21 protein-coding genes are annotated in these 22797 nt (G+C 36.9%); 3 read left to right on the plus strand and 18 right to left on the minus strand.

Translation table 11 applies throughout. The annotated features are described in order from the left end of the window. Window positions 1-163 precede the first annotated feature (163 nt). From ACXADT_RS21940 to ACXADT_RS21960, 5 genes are all read right to left on the minus strand, one after another. Window positions 164-5299 (minus strand): hypothetical protein, encoded by a 5136-nt coding sequence (locus tag ACXADT_RS21940; protein WP_474834924.1) that lies wholly within the window; start codon window positions 5297-5299, stop codon window positions 164-166. Between the two features lie 231 nt (window positions 5300-5530). After that, window positions 5531-7993, minus strand: coding sequence for a cell wall-binding repeat-containing protein (locus tag ACXADT_RS21945; protein ID WP_474834922.1), 2463 nt, complete (start codon window positions 7991-7993; stop codon window positions 5531-5533). Window positions 7994-8295: 302 nt separating this feature from the next. Beyond that, on the minus strand, window positions 8296-8763 hold the full coding sequence (locus ACXADT_RS21950; protein ID WP_474834920.1) for a hypothetical protein: 468 nt from the start codon (window positions 8761-8763) through the stop codon (window positions 8296-8298). A gap of 301 nt (window positions 8764-9064) precedes the next feature. Continuing rightward, a complete protein-coding gene (locus ACXADT_RS21955; protein ID WP_474834918.1) occupies window positions 9065-9247 on the minus strand; it encodes a hypothetical protein in 183 nt (60 codons plus the stop codon). 157 nt (window positions 9248-9404) lie between these two features. Continuing rightward, on the minus strand, window positions 9405-10064 hold the full coding sequence (locus ACXADT_RS21960) for a hypothetical protein (protein ID WP_474834916.1): 660 nt from the start codon (window positions 10062-10064) through the stop codon (window positions 9405-9407). A 363-nt stretch (window positions 10065-10427) separates the two neighbouring features. Here ACXADT_RS21960 and ACXADT_RS21965 point away from each other — a divergent pair, with 363 nt between their 5' ends. Beyond that, window positions 10428-10844, plus strand: a complete 417-nt coding sequence (locus ACXADT_RS21965) for a DUF2538 family protein (protein ID WP_474834914.1) — start codon at window positions 10428-10430, stop codon at window positions 10842-10844. Between the two features lie 36 nt (window positions 10845-10880). Here ACXADT_RS21965 and ACXADT_RS21970 read toward each other — a convergent pair whose 3' ends face one another. The 7 genes from ACXADT_RS21970 to ACXADT_RS22000 form a co-directional block, all read right to left on the minus strand. After that, window positions 10881-11381 carry a hypothetical protein gene (locus ACXADT_RS21970; RefSeq protein ID WP_474834912.1) on the minus strand — a complete coding sequence of 167 codons (501 nt, stop codon included), beginning with the start codon at window positions 11379-11381 and terminating at the stop codon, window positions 10881-10883. Between the two features lie 48 nt (window positions 11382-11429). Next, entirely contained in the window at window positions 11430-12212 is a 783-nt protein-coding gene (locus tag ACXADT_RS21975) for a hypothetical protein (protein ID WP_474834910.1), read from the minus strand. A 79-nt stretch (window positions 12213-12291) separates the two neighbouring features. After that, window positions 12292-12681 (minus strand): hypothetical protein, encoded by a 390-nt coding sequence (locus ACXADT_RS21980; protein WP_474834908.1) that lies wholly within the window; start codon window positions 12679-12681, stop codon window positions 12292-12294. Next, entirely contained in the window at window positions 12668-12937 is a 270-nt protein-coding gene (locus ACXADT_RS21985; RefSeq protein WP_474834906.1) for a hypothetical protein, read from the minus strand. The genes ACXADT_RS21980 and ACXADT_RS21985 overlap by 14 nt, the downstream gene beginning before the upstream one ends. A 1961-nt stretch (window positions 12938-14898) precedes the next feature. Next, window positions 14899-15471 carry a hypothetical protein gene (locus ACXADT_RS21990; protein ID WP_474834904.1) on the minus strand — a complete coding sequence of 191 codons (573 nt, stop codon included), beginning with the start codon at window positions 15469-15471 and terminating at the stop codon, window positions 14899-14901. Then, on the minus strand, window positions 15471-15881 hold the full coding sequence (locus ACXADT_RS21995) for a hypothetical protein (RefSeq protein WP_474834902.1): 411 nt from the start codon (window positions 15879-15881) through the stop codon (window positions 15471-15473). Before ACXADT_RS21995 ends, ACXADT_RS21990 begins: the two co-directional genes overlap by 1 nt. Continuing rightward, complete coding sequence (locus ACXADT_RS22000) at window positions 15874-16083, minus strand: hypothetical protein (RefSeq protein ID WP_474834900.1); 210 nt, start codon at window positions 16081-16083, stop codon at window positions 15874-15876. Before ACXADT_RS22000 ends, ACXADT_RS21995 begins: the two co-directional genes overlap by 8 nt. Window positions 16084-16407: 324 nt before the next feature. Here ACXADT_RS22000 and ACXADT_RS22005 point away from each other — a divergent pair, with 324 nt between their 5' ends. Next, window positions 16408-16839 carry a helix-turn-helix domain-containing protein gene (locus ACXADT_RS22005; protein WP_474834898.1) on the plus strand — a complete coding sequence of 144 codons (432 nt, stop codon included), beginning with the start codon at window positions 16408-16410 and terminating at the stop codon, window positions 16837-16839. Here the strand turns inward: ACXADT_RS22005 and ACXADT_RS22010 are convergent. The 4 genes from ACXADT_RS22010 to ACXADT_RS22025 form a co-directional block, all read right to left on the minus strand. Beyond that, window positions 16818-17018, minus strand: coding sequence for a Spo0E family sporulation regulatory protein-aspartic acid phosphatase (locus tag ACXADT_RS22010; protein ID WP_474834896.1), 201 nt, complete (start codon window positions 17016-17018; stop codon window positions 16818-16820). The genes ACXADT_RS22005 and ACXADT_RS22010 overlap by 22 nt on opposite strands. A 298-nt stretch (window positions 17019-17316) precedes the next feature. Then, window positions 17317-18093, minus strand: a complete 777-nt coding sequence (locus ACXADT_RS22015; RefSeq protein WP_474834893.1) for a thermonuclease family protein — start codon at window positions 18091-18093, stop codon at window positions 17317-17319. Beyond that, entirely contained in the window at window positions 18086-18403 is a 318-nt protein-coding gene (locus tag ACXADT_RS22020; RefSeq protein WP_474834892.1) for a hypothetical protein, read from the minus strand. Before ACXADT_RS22020 ends, ACXADT_RS22015 begins: the two co-directional genes overlap by 8 nt. Before the next feature lie 874 nt (window positions 18404-19277). Beyond that, window positions 19278-19640 carry a hypothetical protein gene (locus ACXADT_RS22025; protein ID WP_474834890.1) on the minus strand — a complete coding sequence of 121 codons (363 nt, stop codon included), beginning with the start codon at window positions 19638-19640 and terminating at the stop codon, window positions 19278-19280. 212 nt (window positions 19641-19852) lie between these two features. On the opposite strand from ACXADT_RS22025, the gene ACXADT_RS22030 reads away from it, so the two are divergent. Beyond that, the gene (locus ACXADT_RS22030) at window positions 19853-20593 is read left to right on the plus strand and encodes a hypothetical protein (protein WP_474834888.1); all 741 of its coding nucleotides are present in this window, start codon (window positions 19853-19855) and stop codon (window positions 20591-20593) included. A 588-nt stretch (window positions 20594-21181) separates the two neighbouring features. On the opposite strand, the gene ACXADT_RS22035 is transcribed toward ACXADT_RS22030, so the two are convergent. After that, window positions 21182-21367: a hypothetical protein gene (locus ACXADT_RS22035; RefSeq protein WP_474834886.1), complete on the minus strand. Its 186-nt coding sequence runs from the start codon at window positions 21365-21367 to the stop codon at window positions 21182-21184. A gap of 103 nt (window positions 21368-21470) precedes the next feature. Beyond that, on the minus strand, window positions 21471-22757 hold the full coding sequence (locus ACXADT_RS22040; protein WP_474834885.1) for a peptidoglycan-binding domain-containing protein: 1287 nt from the start codon (window positions 22755-22757) through the stop codon (window positions 21471-21473). Between the last annotated feature and the right edge of the window lie 40 nt (window positions 22758-22797).

A 22797-nucleotide genomic window follows, 5' to 3' on the forward strand; every position in this document is an offset into this window, starting at 1 on the left:
TAGTTTTCACTATTTCAATCCCCCATAATTAATCTTTATTTTAGGAAGAATCTTTTGCTAATAATAATAAAAAACCAATGATGGCAACACTTCTACCATCATTGGTTTTGAGACCTAATATTCAAAATCTGTGACAATTCATGTTTGTCTAAATTGGCATCTACTAATGACTTTGATGCATCTGGAATGCTTCATAGGCAGAACCTATTATTCTTACTGGCACGGTTGCTCGTCTGATAGTTCCATTTGAAAATTGAACTTCAAAGTCAAAGTTTACGATGCCACTTGCTAACATGGTGTCTGCTTCAGACATTTCAGGGTCATACAGCTCACCAGTATAACGTGTTCCGGACTGTTTTGATAGAGAAGTGAATAACCTCATGTTTTGGCCACTCACCTGCTTCCCATTAAATTCTACATTGACGTAATTTGCTGGGTAATTAGTAATATCCGCTTCAAGTACAAATGTTTCTCCGGAATAAAACTGATTTGGTGCATTTCCTAGAGCCGTATGTTTCTCTTGCCACTTCGCTGTGTGCTTTACTGTACCCGTAATGACAAGATCTTTTATTAATACTTTCTTCGATATCGTATCTGTTTCATCAAACGTATCTTTTACAGTTTGTTTAATTGTGTACTCACCTAGTTGATCAGTTTTAAATGTAAAGTCTTTCGTTGTTTTGGAAAACGTTGATCCATTTGGCTTCGTAACAATGTACTCGTAAGTAAGCGGGTCATTGTCCGGGTCACTAGCGTTACTCGTTACCTGAACAATATCACCTATAAAGTATTCCGCAGCATCCGTATCAAAACCTGCTTCTGGAGGTTGATTGACGACATTCACCTTTTTGGTAACTGTCGCTTTGTCCCCTTCATCGTCCGTCACAGTTTGAGTGATGGTGTAATCGCCGTTATGTTCAACATTAAATTGTGGGTTAGGCTTGTTGTACGTTTTCTTCTGACCATCAGGTGCTTCAACTTCGTAGGAAACAGTTACAGAACCGCCATCTTCATCAAATGCTTTATTAGTTATGTCAACGGTCTCTCCTCTCACATAGATCCCTTTGTCCGTAATGAAACCAGGTGTGGGAAGAGTCTGTACCCACTGAGTTTTCGTTGTGCTATCTGAAGCTCCGTATGGGTCAGCAATCGTTTGTTTAATTGTATAGGTACCCGTTTCAGTTGCTTTAAAGCTAGGATTTGCTGTTGTTGACGAGAACTTACTTCCGTCAGGGCGCGTAACGTCGTAGCGGTAAGTAAGAGCGTCACCATCGGGATCTGTAGCTGTTGGAGTTACTCTGATCGATTCACCCTTATAATACTTAACCTTATCAAGCGTAAACCCTGCACTCGGTGGCCGGTTACGAACATTTACTTTCTTCGTAATAGAAGCTACATCGCCTTCATTATCCGTAATCGTTTGCTTGATTGTATAATCTCCAAGCTGAGTTACAGAAAAAGAAGGATCGGCTACGGTAGACGTCCGCTTTGAACCATCTGGAGCAGTCACGTCATATACGTAACTTAACCCGCCACCGTCTTCATCGAATGCTGTTGAGGAGATGTGCATCGTTTCTCCTCTTACATATGAAGATTTGTCTGTATTAAATCCTGGCGTAGGGAGCGTTTGAACCCACTGTGTTTTTGTTACAGAGTCGCTTCCTCCGTAAGGATCAGAGACAGTTTGCTTAATGGTGTAAGTTCCAGGCATACTCGCGATGAATGATGGGTTCGGTAAGCTAGATGTACTTTTTTGTCCATTTGGTCTTGTAATTTCGTATACGTAATTTAAAGGGTCACCATCAGCATCATAAGCTGAATTATTTATTGAGATGGTTTCACCTTTATAATACTTTGACTTGTTTAAGTTAAAACCAGCCACTGGACCACGGTTATTTACCGTTATTTGTCTAGTAATACTAGCCTTGTCCCCTTCATCATCGGTAACTGTTTGCTTTATCGTATAATTACCAAGTCTATTAACTGAAAAAGCGGGATTAGCTGAAGTATAAGTCGATTTCTGTCCGTTAGGAGCAGTCACTTCATATAGATGGCTTACGTTTCCTCCGTCTTCATCAAACGCACTTGTCGTAACCCGTACCGTCTCCCCTCTATAAAAGGACGTCTTATTGGTTGAAAAGCCTGGAGTTGGTTTAGTTTGCACCCACTGAGACTTCGTTACAGTATCAGTTAATCCCAATGGATCGCTGACAGTTTGCTTCACAACATAAGTGCCTGTTTCATTGGCTGTAAAGCTCGGGTTCGTTTGGTTAACGGTGAACCTGCTGCCACTTGGTCGGGTGATCTCGTAAGAGTGAGATAGAGAGTCACCGTCAGGGTCTGTAGCTGTTGAGGTAATACTGACGGCTTCACCCTTGTAATACTTAGATTTATTAAAATTGAATCCAGCACTTGGCGGTCGATTCGCTGATTTGACACTAACTGTTCTGGAGAAACTATCTTTTGCTCCAGATGGATCAGTTACGGTTTGATCAATTCGGTAATTCCCTGGTGTCAATGAACCAAAGTTCGGATTCTTACTTGTGGTAGTAAAAGTACTCCCGTTTGGACGTGTTACCTTATAAGAATGAGTCAAGGGGTCACCGTCAGGGTCCGTAGCTGTACTCGTAACATAAATTTTCTCGTTATCTAAATAATTACTTTTGTTCGTGGTGAAGCCTGCATTTGGTCCCCGATTTTGAACAGTTACCGTCTTTGTTATAGAATCGCTTCCACCATTCCCATCAGTCACGGTCTGCCTTATCGTGTAAGTACCTTTTTGTAAAGAAGATATAAACGGATTCGCTTGAGAGTTGTAATATACACTACCATCAGGTCGAGTCACTTTATAAGAATGAGTTAGAGTATCTCCGTCCGGGTCTGTCGCTTTACTGGTAATATATATTCTCTCATCATTGTAATAACTTGATTTATCCGTATCAAAATCAGCATTTGGTCCTCTATTCACTACTTGAATGCTGTTTGAATAGGAATCTGAACCTCCAGCTCCATCATGAACGGTTTGAGAAATCGAGTATGTCCCTAATTCAGTTGCTTTAAAAGTAGGGTTTGCGCTACTTGAATAAGTCTTGATACCGCTAGGTGACGTTATAAGATAGTCGTGTGAAAGAGAATCACCGTCTGGATCGGATGCAGTGCTTGAAATAAAGACATTTTCCCCGCGAACAAATGACATTCTGTTGGTGTTAAAGCCAGCATTGGGCGGGATATTAACGACGTCAAAACTCTTCCAAGAGCTATACAACCATTCATTAAATTTATTTTTTATTCTTAAGCGATAATCATAAGACCCTCGTGGCGCATTGCTGGCAATAGACAAACTAATTGAAGATGGTGGTGTACCGTTTCCACTTTTATACAATGCATTCGATCCATTTGGATAGCGTACTTCAAACACATAAGAACGTTGACTATATTCCTGTGTGATTGAAAGGTCGAAGATATTTGTATCACCACGATTTAAAACATTGCTTCTGGCATTAGCAGATGGATTTCTCATATCTACTACATCAAAGTAGGACGTTACATCGTTAGAACCATAATTATCAAATTCTTTTTGCTGTCCTGTTTCATCAGCAACTGTAGTAAAGCTAAATCGCCCCTCTGAATCAGGCTTAAATGTATTGCTTATCGTGTAGGAACCGTTCACAGGGATTTGAAAATAGGTATTATTAGATGGGTAGTCTTCATCATTATGTTTGCTGGGTACGTTGTTAGTATAGGATGGAGAAAAAAGAACTACAGATTCGTATGAATCTATATTCCTTATATCGAATTCTGTCTTTTGTGAGTTGCTTCCATTAAAATCGGTATAAATATCGTAATCAAAAGTACCTTTATTACCGATTCTACTGTTTACGTTGATACTTGGCATGCTGTTGGAGTAAAAATTTATTCTAGCACCATCAGCTCTGCTACCATTAACGTTTTGTTCTGCTACATAATAATCTGGTCTTCCTTTAAATCCTACTATTCTATCGACGTTTCCCGCTACAAGATGGTTATCTGCACCTATCAATGTCCTCACGATGCCACCAATATCATAATAATCCCTTGGGGTCATGAGAGTCTCGTCCAAATACCATGAAACTCGATTCATCGTAGAAGGGTTAAGGGCATATACTCTACCATTTGAATCTCCAAAGTAAAGTAATCCACTTAGTAAAATTGGCGTAGTAGTAATTTTCGCGCTATGAACATATTCCACTTTTGAATCGATATTGTTTTTGCTGTGCCTACTGATAGTCCCCCTTGTGGAAGAAACAGAAGAGCCAGTGGTGCTTGCATAGACATAATTATTATCAATTGCTAGACCACCGTATGTCTCATACCCCCTGTTTGAAGCATCACCAACATAAGCCATGTTAACAAGATCCCCTGCTTTGTCATGTTGATAGATTCTTCCTTCTTTATCGACTGAGTAGATTAAGTTATCCTCTTTATCAAAAGTGGGAGCTCTAGGAATACCAGCAAAGTAATTGATCGTTTCAGAAGGCTTGACTCCATAACCGCTGTTTCGAACTGCAGAGTTGTATATATAACCGTATCCCTTGTTTAAACCGTGGTCAGTCGTTACGATCAGATCACTACTTGCCAAACTAGTCATCCCAGAGATTTTACCTCCACTTGGAATGCCACCTGTCCATTTTAAAGAGAGATCACTGGTCTTAACCATACGGATCAACGATTCGGAAGCAGCAGCTATATAATCCCCACTACTAACATAGCCAAAATAGTTAATGGGTTCACTATTCATAACTCCACTAAACTTTAATGTTTGGGCATTTTTATTATCATTTAAACCATAGCCGTTTAGCTTACCTATCCTTCCCCCCGAAGTCCCAAAGAACAAGGAATTCCCAGAGGGTGTGGAATTGTCTCTTGATCCTTCAAGAGCGGTTGTAACCGAACCATATGAAGAAGAAAAACTCTTATAAAATGGATTTCCTACTTTATAGGAATCAGAGACAAAGTCCTTTCCTGTTTGGTCATTAATTCCTACAATATCGTTGCCATCACCAAAATAAACACGATAGTTTGTTAAGGATAGTCCTTTTTCCATTGGTACATTGTAAATGTAATCATATTCCCATGATAGACCTAAAGGCACTTTTACTGTCTTATCAGGGTAATTGGAAGTCCGATAGTAATCAGCTCCAGGATTTACAGCGCCATTACCATACACCCGTTCAGCGTGTACGTTCTCCGCAAACTGAATAAAGATTAAGTTGAAACTTACAATGAGAAGAAAATAGATTGATAACTTATTTTTATTCATTAATCACACCTGCTTTTCCATAACTCCATATCAAAGAGTCACCCCCCCCAACGACAAAAAGCCCCCTAAACTACTACACTAGCATTCTAGTGTAATTGTTTAGGGGACTTCCCTATTTTTATATTTTGTTATTTTATTTATCAAAAGTAGTATACCATAATTATGAATTTTGTGGAATTATTGTTCACATAAAAAGTAGCCCTCTAAATGAAGAGAGCTACGTAAAAATGCTTATTCAAACCCTTTTTTTAAAGAATCTGATACTACACTTTTTCCTCCAAATAAATAAACGGACTTTAGCTTGCCTTTATAGTAGGAAGAAACTTCATCTTTCAACTCATCCTTACTTGTTAAAATAACAGGAATACGTTGATCAAAAGCAAAACGAGAACCACTCAATGCATCAGCAAAGCTGTAAGCGTTGGTTAACGCCACTTTCTCACTATTAGGATAAAGTTTTTTAGCGATTTCCAATGATGTCATATAACGGTCTTTACCAGATATACGAGTGACGGTCTGAATGCCTATGTCTTCAAGTTCACCTTCAATTGAATTATTCACCACACCTGTTCCACCGATAATTGTAACCTTTTTTATAGAGCTTTTATTCTTAATATAACTTAATACATCTTTTTGAAGTGAATCCCCATTAGAATGAAGGAGAATCGGTACTTCATTTACTGTAGCGTATGGAACGATGCTCAATGCGTCTGCAAAATTCAATCCATATGTTAATACTATTTCATCAGGTTTATTGTTTACTTTCTCAGCAATGTTGATGGCTGTTTCAAATCGGTTAAGACCTCCAATTCGTTCAACTGGAAACTCTTTTTCGAATGCCTCTTCAACATTTTTTGAAACAGCTGACTTTCCTCCAAGAATAATGATTTTCCCATCATCTTTTAATACACGTTTAGCTTCTTTCAACTGTTCATTTATTACTGTCGTATTGTCTCTAACAAGAAGAACAACCCCATTTAGCGTATTGTTCAAAACTCCACCGGCTAATGCGTCAGGAAAATCCTTACCTGAAGATAGAAGGACTGTATCTAAAGAATTGGCAGGAATTTCTTGTGAGAAAGCTTTGGATGTAGCATAGCGATCGTCTCCTGCTATTCTCTTAAACGATAATTCTTGATTTTCAGGTTCTGGACTGACGGATTTAGTCGTAATAGATTGAGTCACTCCATTACTCGTATTCCCTGTAGCATCTACAGTTACAAATTTATACGTATAGGATTTATTTGCTGCCAATGAACTGTCCTTAAATACGTTCGTTTTAGTTTCAGAAATCTTACTTCCATCACGATAAATTAAGATCTTTTCAAAGTCAGTATCTGAAGGGAGTCTGTAGTTGAATGTCACTCCATCATGTGACAACTCTTTCACGATTAATCCATCAATTTCATTTGGTGGAGTCGTGTCTTCTTCAACAGGTTTTTTCGGTGTAGTAATTGTTTTAGAAATACCTTTGCTAGAGTTTCCATTTGAATCGACAGTTACAAACTTATAGGTATAACTATTAGCTGCTTCTAAACCCGATTCGGAGAATACTCCTTTGTTTAACTCCAAAACCTTACCTCCATCTCGATACACAATAACTTTTTCAAAGTCAGAGTCACTTGGTAGATTGAAATTAAATTCAACATTACTATGTGTTAGTTCTTGTACTTGAAGTCCACTAATTTCTTCTGGTGCAGTCGTATCTACAATGGGCTCTAGTTCTCCTTCAAAGTCCATTTTTATTTCGTAATTGGGATCGTATAAGAACCCATAATCAAGAGATAGAACGAACTTTCCAGTGTAATTATCATTGTCGAAGTCAACTGACCGAGAAAATATTTGATTTGGAATACCAATAACTGCTTCTCCGTCTAGTGGCTCATAACTGCCATCATTAAGTTCCGCATATACATTGTATGATTTATAGTAATCTTTCTTATTATCATTCCACCAATTGTATTCCTCTTCACTAAATCTTACAGAGTATGTTAATTTACCTTTTTTACCTCCTTGAATAGAGAATTGATCAGCCACATCGTAACGATTATTCCATTTAGTAGCTGTCCATACACCTTCTTTAATTTCGGCATCTTCATACAAACCCCATTCTGAATCAAAAACGGTATTCGGTTCATGAGGATCGTTGTTATTACTCGCATTTACCCCATAACTGATACCCATGTTATAAGAACTTGCTGAAGAGGAGTTATTTTTAACCCTAATGAAGACCTCATTATCTTTCTTGTGTGAGTACCACCAGTAAAGGTTACCGTCCATCGAATCCCTAGCTCTTTGAGAGGCATCATCTGGATAACCAACAAACCCGAAAGTGCCATCGTAACGAGTCGAAAAAACATCTACATCTGGGTATTGGTCTTTTGGTATTGTACTCATCAAATGCTTTTCTTCATCCGTAAAGAAATCTACTTCAATTACACCCGGTTCCGACAACACTACTTTATACCAATCTTCATCACTGGAGTTAGAAAAATCTCCATCGACTACATTTGTAATTTGTGTTGCTACGCTCTCTGAACCTTGAATCGTTAATAGCTGTGCAGACTCTTGATTATTGTTTGGTTCCTTCTCTTTTACAATCGTGTCGTTCTTTTCTAGGGCATAAACACCTGTTGTAGGAAAACTTGAGAGGATCATCCCAGCTGCAAGTACACTACTCATTATTTTCTTCATTTTGAAGCCTCCTAAATTTGTTAGATCATGATTTCATTTCTGGGAAATCTATCCTCTTTTTCTTTATCGGATTGATTCCAAAAAGGTTTAATAACTACAAAAAAACGGCCTTTGAACCGACTCATATATACTTGAATTAGGAGATACATCTAATTCAAGCACAAGAATCAGTCCAAAGACCGTTAGTTATGTAATATTAAACCCGCTAACCTTTGAAAGGTTGCAAATAATTATGAAATATAAATCATGTCTCCATAATTATATCGAAGCGGGTCAATAATTGCTAGACTCAGATGTGAGTTTTATAGAGTTCTTATTGAGTTAATAAGTTGTTTCTGCTCGGTCTTTATTTCTAGATATTTTTCTCGTAGTTGCTCTTTAGCGATATCTTCTTGGTTAGCCATCTCAACAGCATCAAGGAACATCTGATGCTGATTATTTAGGTGTGTGATGACTGATTGATGAATTTCGAAAAACATTGGGTCAGGTGTGTATTCATCAATCCCTCTGACCATTTCGTTAGAAGTTTCAATGTTGGAGTTCATTAAGTCTCCAAATTGTTCATTAGAAATTGAATTAGTATAAAGCTGGTCTAACCCCTTATTGTAAGTTGCTAAAAGATTGTTTGATATATCGACAGCATTTTTAATCTTTGTTTGATATTTACTAATTGCTTCCGGTTCGATCTCTTGCCCTTTTGGTGCTTCTCCGCAAGCGCTCAATATAAGTAGTAAAAAGACCATACCGCTCATCAAGAAATTCTTCTTCATTACACGTCTTCCTTTCAGTAATTATTTAATGCTTATAAGCTTATAAGTTCTCAGATTAAGACCTAAGCTACACACCATCTTTTAAGTCCTAGTATTTGAAATACGCTGGCTATTCAGCTCCTTTAACATAAAAAGACCACCTCAAAACAAAGAAAGGGCTCGATTGCCTTTTCTTCGTTATGAGGTGGTCTCTAATAGTATTTAAATGTGTACAAGGGGGACTTGCTTATAATTGGATTATACTGGTTTAGAAAGTAGTAATCAAACCATGATTTGATTACTCTGTTCAATGGGTGAAAGGTTAGAGTTCTCCATCAATGTTCAGCTTTAAGATTTTATTACTTTTCCCAATAACCCCCGTGTAACGACCATTCTTAGGGATACGCTTCCCTTTCTCAAATATAATCCCCGCTTTTTTAAACTCTGATATGATTTTATCTGCCTCTTTATCATTCATTTCCATTACATCATGATAGCTAACCATTAAGCATCACATCCTTTTGATAGAGCCTTATGTGTCTACTAAAATCTTATTCGGTATTAAAGGTAAAGTTCCTTTTAACCAAACAAAAAGAGCCCAGGAATTATATTCCCTAAGCTCTTTAAATGTTTAGATATCTAATTTTAATGTTCCGTTTTAGTTAAGTAGTAGTGCTTTTACCTCTTCGTTCGAATGTTAAGAAATCTTTACGCAGTTTATTGATTTCATAGATTAGATATTCTAGTGATTCAATGTCGTTTGCTAAGACAAGCTGCATAATGGAATAAACTCTTTCTTGGTTGCAATAGATTAGATTCCACATATCCATGTTGAAATACTCTGAAAACCCAAAGTGAGTAACTGTATCTAGCTCACAAAGACGATTTTTTGAAGAAGTTATCAACCATGTAAAAATACAACCTAAGTAAGTATGCTTCTGTCCAATTGATAGAAATTCATCCTTCAATCCAGCGTCCTTAAATAAGTTTATGATTGATTTCTCGAAGGAAAACTGATTAATGAAAATAGTAGATTGCTTAGTGTCTACTTTCTCGCCTAAGTATGGTGACAACTGCTCCTGTGACCATGATAGTGCATCCGTACAATCAGAAAGGATGCTTCTTACCATGTCCAACTTATCCTGCTCATCCATCTGTCCCATTTCATTAATGTAAAATGCTTCATACGCTCCATCAGTTTCACTGTTATAAGGATTAACAACTTCCTCAGTAAGCCACGATAAGATTATCTCGTGGTCAGTATAATTACTAAATATCTCCTTAGCTTTCATCTCTTTGTTTCTTAGTTCAGTTACGATCATAATAATTGCCTCCCAATAGTGATTTATAAACCGTTCTCTCCTGCTGCAGGTGAATTTTTTGCATACAAAAAAGGCCCTATGGAGGACTGATAAAGAAGCCTAAGGATGTAGAAAATCTACATACTTGACTTAATCAGTGCTCCATAGAGCCTAAATGTAGTTAAATTAACCGCAGACCTTTAGTAAAGTCGCATAAAAATAGTAAATGAAAAGGTTTATAAGATTATTATAGCTATTGATGGTAACAGTGGCAATTACTGTATGAAATGTTTTAAATAGAAGCATTGTTATATTGAAGGGAAATGCGGTTAATGATGTAGAATGTTAATTAAGAATATAGATAAATAATATCGAGGTGATTATATGTATTTTATAGATCATGAACATGAGTCGAATTTTCAGACCGTATTAATGAAATGGCCTAATGCGAAAAAGAATACAGAATACCTTGCTCCATGTTACATACTCGCTATCCCAATGATTTTTGAGAAAGTGGGTAACAGATTATTTGAATTTCAAAACCCTGTCGATTGGATATGGAGATGGGAATGGAAGTATACGCTGAGCAAACTTACTGATAAAGAACTAAGTGAAGAAGAGGATTTCGAAATTCCTTACGATTTAACAAGTTCTATGGTTCAACTTGGGAAGTTCTCCTTAAACATGTGGAACGGCTACCAACACTTCAATTTGATGAACTGCATTGGCTCTTTGGACCAAGAAAATTACGATGCTCTAATTCAAGCAATTGATATTAGAAAAGGAAGACTATCTGTATAATAAGACGACGGACCGAAAGTCGGTCACGTCGTCTTTTTAAAATAGACTTAATTGTTCCACACCACATTCTATATTCTTCTCATTTTGAAGCTCATCTGACAAACCTCCGAGGCTACTCTTAACCTCTTTCTTAACTATGTGAAAATCCTTAATATTATAGACTCCTAAAAATTCATCTTTAGTGTTATATACATAAGCTTGTCTAGTACTCTTATAAACAGTCTTTTCAGCTAACAGGTATTTACGACCCATCTGGACACGCTCTGCGTTAAAACAAGCTATTACCAGTACCTTTTCGTTCTGTTTAAAAAAGTACTCTTCTACTCTATGTTGAAATTTTGTATTCTCCTTACTAGGGGGTCTTTCCGTTTTATGGTTTCTTTGATAACAACTACAATGTTCCTTAACCTCATCATCTATTCCTTCATATAAGCAGTCTTCTTTTCCCATTTTGCAGGATGCAAATCTTGAACAGCAGCTGAAACCCTGTTTCGAAAATCCAGTCTTTGTATAAAGACTATTACTTTCTCTCTCCAATTATAAAACCTCCGTTAATATATAATACGTAACATCATTTTTACATGGTTAAAGACAATCCTTTGTTTTAAAATAGGTCTTGTCCAACATCCAATGATTATATGGGTCGGTAACAAGATCCAAATCAAGCTTCGTAAATGGTAACACGTATGAACTCCAAGCTTTGATTTTTGATTGTTTCATTCTTGTCTTGAGCGTCTTCAACTTCTCCACCTGTTCTTCGGCAAGAGCTTGAAACTCGTATGCCTCCATATACTCTCCTGAATATAGAGCGTTAACGATATTTCTCTGACAGGCATTTAAGAGGTGAACAGCCCCCATTTCTTTTAGAACCATGTCCAAGGATTGCTCATTAATTAAGTACGGAATAAACCCACGCTTACTTCTTGTTTTTTGTCGTATAAATCCAGCTTTCTCATAGCAATAACCTGGGTTTTGAGACTCTACAGATGACGGATCAACATATGTGAGCATGCCATCTTTCTCTAGCCCACCCCATATATCCGCGATAGCATATACCGCCATCTTGATAAGGTCACTACTTTGTTGAGAAGACTCATTTCGAAATGCTGTATTTTCAATACAATCGTATCCATCCATTCTTTCGTACCTCGTCCTCCATGCAATAAAGATTGCTGAACAATCAGCATTTCGAAGAACGATGTTCTCTCCTGGTCTTGTGAATTGAGTGGCACCGACCGTTACTCGACTATAATGCCGGTCACATAGCTGACGGACTGCCTGATCACTTTTAGTAGTAACTATCCACGGTCCGTATGTCTTGATTTCTTCAACCTCTGACCAATCTAATATCATCTGCGCTTCAGACATATTAAGTCCTCCCGATATAAAGAAAATGCAGCGCTCACTAGGTGCGCTACATTTCCTATTAATATTAAGTTTCTTGCCATTATAAAGAATTTCTCACATAAGCAAACTTACCAGCACAATGTACTTCCTCCGCAAAATCGATAAAACAATCCTGCTCAGTATTTAAGAACTTCTTTGTCTCATAAGGGTTGTAATATACAGTCTCTAATCCATCCGGGACCGTTTGGTCGACGGAATGAAGTATCCCTCTTATATAAGCATGGACGCGTTTTCTCTTCATTTCTAATGTCTTTTTTCTACCTGCTTCCGAAACCTTAAAGACGCCTTGTTTTACACAAACTGATTCAGAATGTGCTAAAACTAGACCACTTTTAGCGTCGCGGATACTATAATAACCGCTTTGATTAAGGTTTCTATAAATGTCCACTACTGTTCCTAGCTCGACTGTACGCCCCTTATAACTCTTCATCATGTTCACTCCACTCGTTATCAGCTAACCAGAAGAAGTTAACGATGTTAGTGTCAGGTTCGTAATAAAAGTCAGATCCATTATCAGTATCTCTCGGCACTACGAATTCAAGGTCTGTCGTCCTCTCAATCAGGCCACAATCAATTAAATTACTATCCGTTTCTTTTTCAAATGGAAGAAATCCTTTATCGATTAGCTTCTTCATTCTTGCATGCTCTTCATTTGACAAAACCCTTGGAAATACACATTTAATCATTCTACATTCACCCATTTAGAACACCCTTTTTAGTTTATTATTTATTCCTCCTGCAGTTAGGCAAACAAAAAAAGCAGCCATCTGAGCATGATAAAGACACCTAAATGTCTGTGATCAAGCCCAGAGGCTGCTTATCGAATATTTTTTAACCGCTAACCAACATATGTGGTTGCAAAGAAATAAATGTAAGTCGTTACGCTCTAAGTATAGATTAGTTTCCAGATTTATTAAAGGTTTTGTTTAGCGATAAGTATAAGAATCCTCCTACTAAGTATCATTAAAATGCAAAGATCCAAAAATAGGCTGCTACTTAAACACTCAAAGATATGTTTTTAAAAAAGAGAATGTCATGAATGCCTATATTCAAAAAAGATTTGACTAATTGATACCATCACACAAAATAGGATTTAAATATTAATAATAAGCAAAAGGACAGTAGCCCATTTGCTTATTATTATCCCACATAGTTGATAGTTGATCATGTTTCATTCAGATGATACGTATCACGCGGTAAAAATCGAATTTATATCCCACATAGTTTAAATACAAAGCTTTAGTTAAAAGGGACTTGCCCCTCTTTGTTATATCGCTTGAAGTAATCGTGGGAAGTGTTTCTAGCGATATTGAGTATATATTAACCTTAGAATTGTTTCTTATACATATAGCTATTTATTATCTGCTATTCCTTCACTTTCGTTGTGATCCATCATGGTTAACATTGTTTAATTGATTCTACTTCAAACGAAAATCCATTGACTCCAAAATCAGGACCAAAGTATTCATACATGCTTTTTTAGCAACTCCTTTTTCCCCTGTACGGAAGGCAAAAGGAGAAATTCCGGTCTAAGGTTTGTAGTTTGAGGGATTGGTTTTTCGAATCGTGGACTCGTGCAGTTCGCAATGTTAGACCCATAGGTTATCGAGCTTTTTAGAGGACAGCGACACTTACAGGCTGAAGATAAGTGTAGTTTGCGTTTGATTAGCGTATTGGTGCCCTTGTGGTGAGCTATACAGTGGGTGTGAGAATCTTTTTTAAAGAAGAGAGCCTATTAGGACTCTCTCGTGTAGAATATATATTTTAATCTGAGTATTAATTATATAATTCGAAGATATCAATGAGTGCGTCAGTTCTAGGGGAAGCTATTTTCTTCTCGTGAAATTGATGTTGATACCTTTTATCTCGCATAGGTGACCTAGCATTGATTAAGAAAGGGGTTTCCTTGAGTTGATGAAATACTTCATTCTCAATAGTTCTTTGGTCCACTTTGCTACATTGCATGAATGAGAAACACCAATATTCACAATCGATCACCTGTAATAGTTTCTTTATGTATTTAGGGGTTAATCCCTCTTTAAACTTATTTCCTCGCAACATAGCATAATACGAATGTAATCTCTGATTTATTTTTCCACTACCTACATATATAGGAGCAAGCGAATTTAAGCAGGGTATCCATAGTCCAATAACGTATACTCCGGTTAAGGATAACGAGAGGTTATTTATGTTTGCGACATTTATTGATGCCCAGGGAGAAAAATCTTGTTTTCCATTGAAGATCGGTAAGTAACATCCTAAGATACGGTTGTCATCTTTATTTACGAATGAACACATTGTTTTATCAATTAGTATATATCTTGAGTACATGTAAACAACCCCTTACGATTTTACGTACATTGTTTCCTGAAAATTGGTAAATTATGTGCAAACAAACAGAACATTTTTGAGAGCTTATTTTCAATGAAATTTAGTATGTAAATATAGTCAACAAAAAAGCAACTTCGTGAATTTCGAAGTTGCTTTAGTTAATTAATATCAGGGTGAGCAATACACCGAAAAGGCTGATATTTAACGTTAAAGAAGAGATATTGATAATTGTATTTTCTTTTCCTACAAGTATAAGACTTTAATGTGGTCTAGCATTTCTGTGTAGATGGTTTCGTAATGTTGAACTTAATTTCACCTATTCAACGTCTAACTTTTGGAGCAACTTTCTAACATTCGTTCTATTAGGCTTCAATTGTAAGGTATGAATATAGTCAATAGTGATCAGCTCTAAAAGGTCTTCTAGTGTAAAACCATGGTCAGGATAAAGCCCAGTCATATCATCTAGTAGTACTTCTCCGCGTAGAGCATCACTTCGTTCCAATTTTACCCGTACTGTTCCTAATCGCCTCTTGTTTACTTCCTGGTATATGTGTGTTGCTGTTCGAATGATAGGTTGCGAAGAGGTCCGTACCATAACCCTGTCATAGAGCTGGTCGAGACCTTCACCATTTCTTACTTCAAGTAAGAACTCCTTATAGAGCAAAGAGATTAAGTCTGATAGTTTAAATGCTTTTTCTAAATCGCCTATGATAGTAACGTCCTCACAAAGTACATTCGCTCGTAATATAGAAGGTGAAGGTAATCTTAAAGAAAGTTGTACATTTCTGGTTTTACTAAAAGCCGTCAATATACTGTCTACCACACCCGTATACTCATAGCCACTTATTTCTTCTTCTATTAAATCAAGACGACTATAAACCTTCTCCATTATGCTACCCTCCCCATCTTTTCCAACAGCAAGCTGATCAAAATTCGGTGTGCTGCCCTACGAATACTACAATTCCATTCTGCAGCCAAAAGGATTAATTTTTCGTACTGCTCTTTTGGTAATTTCACATGTACAAATTCCTTTTCATTTGAATATTTTCGTTCTGGTAAGAAATTGATATATCCTCTAGACAAGCCTTCTTCAACCAACGCAGAAGTATAGTTCGTAATACTAGGTGCTAATGATAAAGCTCTGATTTTAAGTTCTTTCTTCTCAATAGAAGAAACACATACTTTTATATCCCTTTTCGCATCGCACCTTTTCTTCCTAGATTTTGGAGGTTTAGCAGTTGTATATTGCTTATTTTTAATAGAAGTCTTTGAGAACATAGGATTCAAGTTGTTACTCATGAGTAGTACACCCCTCACTTACATTTATACGAATGACTCCATCGTATCCAGATGTATAGCTGTTTTGTGGTGGAAGATGCATGTCTTTATGGACGAGGGATTTCATGTAAGCTTGAAAGTTCCCTTTGGCGATCACAAATTGAAATAATGCCTTTTCTTCAGGTTTATCGAGGTTAAATTTAATGGTTTTTACCTTTTCCATTATCCTTCCTCCTGTTCGAGATTTCTTATGTTCTAAGCTATGAGGACAGGAAATCTAAAATTCACTTCATACGCATTTAGTTGTTTGCATATTATGAACAATAAAGAAGCTCCTACTAATGTAGGAGCCGTTGTGGGAGCTGAAAGGCTTATAGCCACAGCTTTCGATATAGAATTGCAGTGTTCTAAATTATAATTTACGGCCGTTTTTTACAGCGGTTTTAAGTTTTTGTGTTTTTGACTGCTTATAACGAATCACATGTAACACCTCGCTCTAGAGTGAAGTAATTACATCAATTATTGACAAGAGTAAAGGAGGATATACATGGATAAAGTAGTTTATCAGATTGAAGTGAGCAAAGAGACACATGAACGTATACAGAAATGTGTCTCTGCACTCAATTGGGAGATTTCAAATCATGAAGATCCTGTTACTTCTGAAGAAGACGTTATTAAAGGGGCTATATGGGAATTTCTTTCTATGTTTGAAGCGGCTAGCGGGGCTGACTCAATAATGAGTATTTTAATGGATGCAAAACACAAGAATTATCAAATCAGAAATAGGTTCAAAGATATTTTAAAAGAGAAAAAAATGAAACAGGTCGATCTTGTTAAATTAACGGACATTAGCAAGACCAACCTATCTCAAATATTAAATAATAAATATACACCTGGATTAGATTCTTTCTTTCGAATCTGGGCAGCGCTCGAATTTCCACAACTCACAGATTGTATCTATATTGAATATATGGATTGATCATGAAAGTTCCTATTAAACTGGTACCTATTTAGCAAAGCATCAAGTTGCTGGCTCACTTCCAATGTTTCTTCATGTGTAAAACCATACTCTAAGGCTTTGGTTGTTAAAAGGTTCTTCTTTGCTTCAATCATCTCAAGAAGTTCAAGGTCTTCAGGACATTGTATTAGCGATTTCAACGCTTCCCTTCTTTTATTGGTTCGTGAGACACGTTACTAGGTCTGAAAAATAGCGAATAAATACATTTCAGGGAGTAAGCAAGCATGACAGCAATAAGCACGAACACAAAATATACCGCTATCATTATTAAAACCTCACAAATGAAAATATACACCACATTTGGCATATATTTCAAGTAATAATAATTCGCATATGAATCCACCACTTCTTCTAAAAAGAAGACATAATAGAAAACATATAAGATGAACAAAATCCTATGGGGTAAATCAAACATTTTTTTAATCATTACCGAGTCTCCTATTCTGTTAGTCCTTCTAATAATTCGAAAGCATTTAAGATGTCATTGTAGGTTGCTTCATCCATACCTTCCTTGTCTGTACTAACTTCCGTAGCATTCATATTAAAGCCCTTATCGGTTACATAACCTGGTAGAGAATGAATGTTGATCTTTTTTTGTTTTGCCTTTTTCTCCGCTTTCTTATAATCCTCAACGTACTTGTACTTATCAAATAAATAGGCCACTCTTGCGTATCCTCTCTCCAACAACAGCATTTGAACACTGGATCCTTCATTAGTAAATAAATGCCCCAAAATTCTTCCGTACTTGTCGTATGTAGCCTTCTCGTCAAATTCAATATAAACTCTTTTACCTTCTACTAAGCTCTTTGTAAATTCAGAAGCTTCGTTCCCCCACTGCTGAATAATCTTTGTGCTCTCAGGGGTGTCGACTGCCAGCAGACGCATTGGGATCCTTCCTGCTTGATTTAGTTCTGATACCAATTTAATGGTTTTATCAGTAGAGTTATCAGATGCACTTTGGAAATTCACTAATTCGACCGTGTCGCCATCTCTCACTGACACCACTTTTGCACTTATCCAATCTCTTTCTTCAATTCTTTCTTTCAACCGCTGCTGCATGTCTTTTGACAAGTCAGGTGTGGTTGCGGATACCTGGTTTACTTTGCTTGAACCAGGCTTAGTCAATCCATCTGGTGTGGCAAGAGCTTGATAAACGATGAACAGTAACCCGCTAACAACTATCGTGACTATAAGGAATTTACGAGTGCTACTCATTCAATCTTTCCTCATACATAAAATCAGTATTCGAAATTTTAGCTATGTATTGCAAACACTCCATAACCGGATATTTCACTAAGGCATCTTGCTGGGTGAATGTTATCCCTTTATCTTTCATAATAAGCAAAAGCTGATTCAAGCTAAGATCACCTCGATTTATTCGGTTAAAATGACTTAGGACAATGTTTTTCCATAAGCGGGATGGACTACTTATGAAGGCTTCTCCATTCACCTGGTGATTTAATATCAGTTCCTTCTTCTCGCGTTTTCGTCTTAATTCAGCTGTTTCGGTTTCTTGTAAGGTCACTAATAATCCTCCTCCCCAATAAAAAATCCCTCAACGAATAGAACGGAAATTACCGTTATTCATTGAGGGATATCCCTGTCGTATTTTTATTTCTTAAATTATAACACAGAAAATGGTAACTTTTTCAACATTCGAAGTGTTCTTTTCACTTCTTTCGGATAAGAAGGTAGTTCCTCCCTACCTATCATTAATTTGAAAACTCCTTCCAGTCATTTGCATGGAGAGGTTTATAGGATTTGCTTAGATTGTTATATTCCTTATTAATAAGTAATCGGATAAGTTCTGATTTAGATATAGAGACGCCACCATATTTTTTCTTGAAAATAGCTTGGAGTTCAATTAGATGATTATAGGTTTCATAGTCAAAGCCTACGCTTGAGGTCTTATATGTCTTACTCATAGGTCTTCACATCCCTATTATTAATTTCCTCTATTATATCAACACGCCATTGTCATATTCCGTCACTATGAAGATGATTATTTACGAATATTAGCGGATATTGAATATATTATCATCGAATATTGGTGATAAAGATCCTTAATAATGAGTTTAAGAATTAGATTAATATAGACCCATGATGATACAAATCATCATGGGTCTATTTTCCTTACATATCGAGTTTACGTAGTTCTTCAAAAAACTCATATTTACCTACTATAGTCTCGTAATAGCCAATATCATATAGTCCCTCTATATCTAGTGTAAAACAAGTGAAATGGCTTAAACCATTCATAAAATCCATGATCACGATATCGTCTCGTTTTATGAAATTCCCACATTGGCAACGAATCAAGGTCATCTCTTCTTCCATTTAAAGTTATTTATTCCATTATATATTAAAATTACTATTCGCCTTGCAAAAAGTAAAGCCTATCAACTGTTATGTTTTCTTTCAATTTCATCAAACAACTTGGGAAATTGTTTCTTAAATGATTTAACAATCTTACTTGTTCTGCTTATAGTATAATTTTCAACTTCAGCATATGGAATCCATATTTCCCTACTTTCAATTTGATCATAGAGGGACGAAATAACGGCATCTCTTTCAGCTGCAGGTAGTTTCCTTGTAGTATATCTTTCTTTCATCTTTTCATGGTAAAGCTTATTCAATTCTAGCGATATCCATTCCTTTTGAGTGTTTTTCAGTTGCGAAAACTTTTTATTGGTTTGAAGGAGTTTACCATTTTCTCTTATATGATTATTCTTAATGAAATTTCCCTCCTCAACTGTCTTCATTTTAATAGTAGATCACTAAATATAAGAATTAAAGAAGATTAATCGTTTAGTTTCTTCTTCGGTAGTAATAGCGTACTCTTGATAATGGTAATCACTTTGCATAAATAAAAGACTATTGGACCGGACCGTTTTTCCTGTTTATTGAAATAATGACAAAATACAGTAATTAAATGCTATTATATTCTTGAAATTACTTTCAAAAGGGGGCATAAGTGGATAGCACTACTAAACAAATAGAAGTATTTAATTGGCACACGAAAAAAACAGAAATAGACTCAATACCAAAATCATCATCAACACTGATGGTTTCTCAAGTAGTATTAGAGCAACAATCAGTAGTAGATTATTTCTTAAACTTACCAACAAATACAAGTTCTGATTCAGAGGCTTTAGACAATGTCAGTCCAACCATAAAAGAAAGTAATACAACTACCCTTTCAACTGATAATTTAACACTACGATCTAAATTAAGGAGTGTAAACACTATGCCTATTACTGAAATTGAAAAGGATAAGAAATACCTAGTTAACCTCGTACATACAAAACGATCCCTAACCTATGAAAGTCATTCCAAGTGGGATTATGTTAAGTTACAAACTGATACCCATCCTGGCACCCCTGTTGTTTTCGAAGAATCTAAAGACCATCCTGGGCAGTATTATATTAGAATGACAAAATGTAATTACGATGGTTATTCTTATTTTACGCGTGATAGCAAAGGATATATTTATCTAGATCAAAAAAAAGAGGCTTCAAGATTCTATTGTCATTTTGATGTATGGGGAGATTTTACAGTCAACCATCAGTCTGGTAAAACAACAGACCTCTTTTTCAAACTTTATTCTCAAGGTGGAAATCTATGGTTGAGTATAACCGGTTCTATATACCACCTAGAGGATAATTCCGGAGGTAGGAATAGAGATTTATTTGAACTAGAACTTGTAAATGACTAGTAAATAATTGATTTAATAGAGTTAGACAGTCCTGTATAAAAACGAGGGAGTCTATCTTTTAACAGATAAGCTCCCAATTACAAAAGATCAGCCAATATAGCTCTGTTGAAATACGGCCATCAAAATAATTCCGTGCCATTTACCGTTCCTAAATAATTGGTCTTTTTGCTCTCTTTCTTTCTCAAAACCTATCCGTTCATATAGTTTCCTGTTCCGCCTCCTGAGCCGAACGAGGGCTCTGGAAGTTTATCCAAATCCTAAAGATGTTCCAAAAATCCCTTTCTTCCGGATACATCGAGCTTGAGGTTCAGAAAAACGACGAGCCTCCGAGCTTACTCATTCCGCTGACGGATAGGGAGATTGCCCTCATCGACGGCTTAAAGGAGGGTGTTTCACTCTCTAAGCTCAAAGAGCAGCTTGAGATAAACAATTCAAAGTCGAACAAAATCAGAAAGTCTCTCATTCGAAAAGGCGTCATTGAAGAATCATTCTAAGAACTGCAACCGGTGTTTACGTAACGCAAAAACCGACTCTTAACCGAGTCGGTTTTTTTTGTTAATCCATATCCGTTCGTATAATGCTTACGATTCAACTATTATTCTTGTCTTTGTCTTTGTTATACATTTGTATATATGCAAAAAATGCAAGTGAAATAGATATAGAAAACTTAAAAGTAGGACTAAGGCTGCCATCGAAGAGAAACTCAAGAATCCAAGTTAAAATGTACGCATAAACCGCAACAAGCAATGCTTTTAGCAATAGTCTTTTGTTCATCGTAATCCCTCCCTATGGATTTTTTCCCCTATCAGGAGGCGTACGAATCATGAAAAAAGAAAAAGGAGCCATTAGCCCCTTTTTTAATCAATCATAGAGAACATCAGCAGTAGATTTCATAAAATACTAACCCCAATAACACACCACCGGCAACCGTTACCAAGACGGGCGCTGTCCCTCCTGCTAATAGCGCTGCGGTCTGAGTCACGCCGTAGTTGGTAAGTCCAGCCGCAAAACTGGAATATACACCACACGAAGTCAAATCAATATCCATCGCCTGAATTTGTCGCGACTCTTCCAACCCTTCGGCGAACGTAAGTTGGAGAAGGACTTCTTCATTGATAAATTCAATATACGTATCTTCTACATGGTTAACTTGATTACCGTCACCATCATAAACATTCACTGTAATTCGATCATTGTAGGATTCCCCTTCTAGCTCGAATGTCCCGATGGAATATACTTCTTTTGTGTTTAGATCAAGCGTGCTAAAGATCACTTTATACTCGTTACTTTCGAGCGCTCCCATTACGGTCGCTAATTCTTTGTTCTGACCAACAACACCAAGAACAATAGGATTGTCGATACTCTTGTTGCTTTCTGAGATTGCACTTGAGTAACCAGCACTATTTTCTAGCGCGTTGACAAACGCAGCAGCTTCCGATTCACTCACGCTCTGGTCAGTGAACCCTTTTGATTCAAGAAACGATACCAAGTCATCTCCGGAAAGAGGATGTAATGCTTCCAAATCAAGCGCATTCATCGTTACGGGACCCGCAATCCCATCTACTTTTTGTTCGTTTGCGTTTTGGAACTTTTTCACCGCCGAAATGGTTGCGGGTCCATAACCACCGTCTACGGTGATCGAGATAGCTACACTATCCTGCTCATTCAGTTGTTCTTGAATACGACGCACAAGAGCACCTTCATCTCCTGATTGCACGATGATTGTTTCATAGAGTTCATCCATCTTCTTAAATGTGGTCGGTCCGGCAATACCATCAACTTCCAAAAAGTTAAAATACTGAAAGTCCTTTACGCCTTGTTCTGTTCCAGCACCATATTCCCCACTAGCACCATAGGCAAGATCGACCGTGAAATACATCAAACCTTCTTGAAGTAGCTCAACCCCTTTACCAGTGTCGCCGCGACGGTAGATAATATCGGAGCGTAAACGACCGAGCGTTTGCGGGCCCGCTACACCGTCTACTTGTAGCCCTTTGCGTTCTTGAAAACGTCTTACCCATTCCGTCGTTTCGTCCCCAAGCTCTCCGTCAATCCCGTATTGAGGTAACGCGCTAGGATTCTCTCGAATCAATTGTCTTTGAAGCGTTTCAATAAACCTTTTCGGTGAATCCTCTCGTATCGTACGATTATCAATGTTACTCATGTGAACCTCTCCCTTTTATTATTTATTTAATAAATTAGTA

The sequence above is a fragment of the Anaerobacillus sp. ABR4_321 genome, assembly GCF_056158505.1.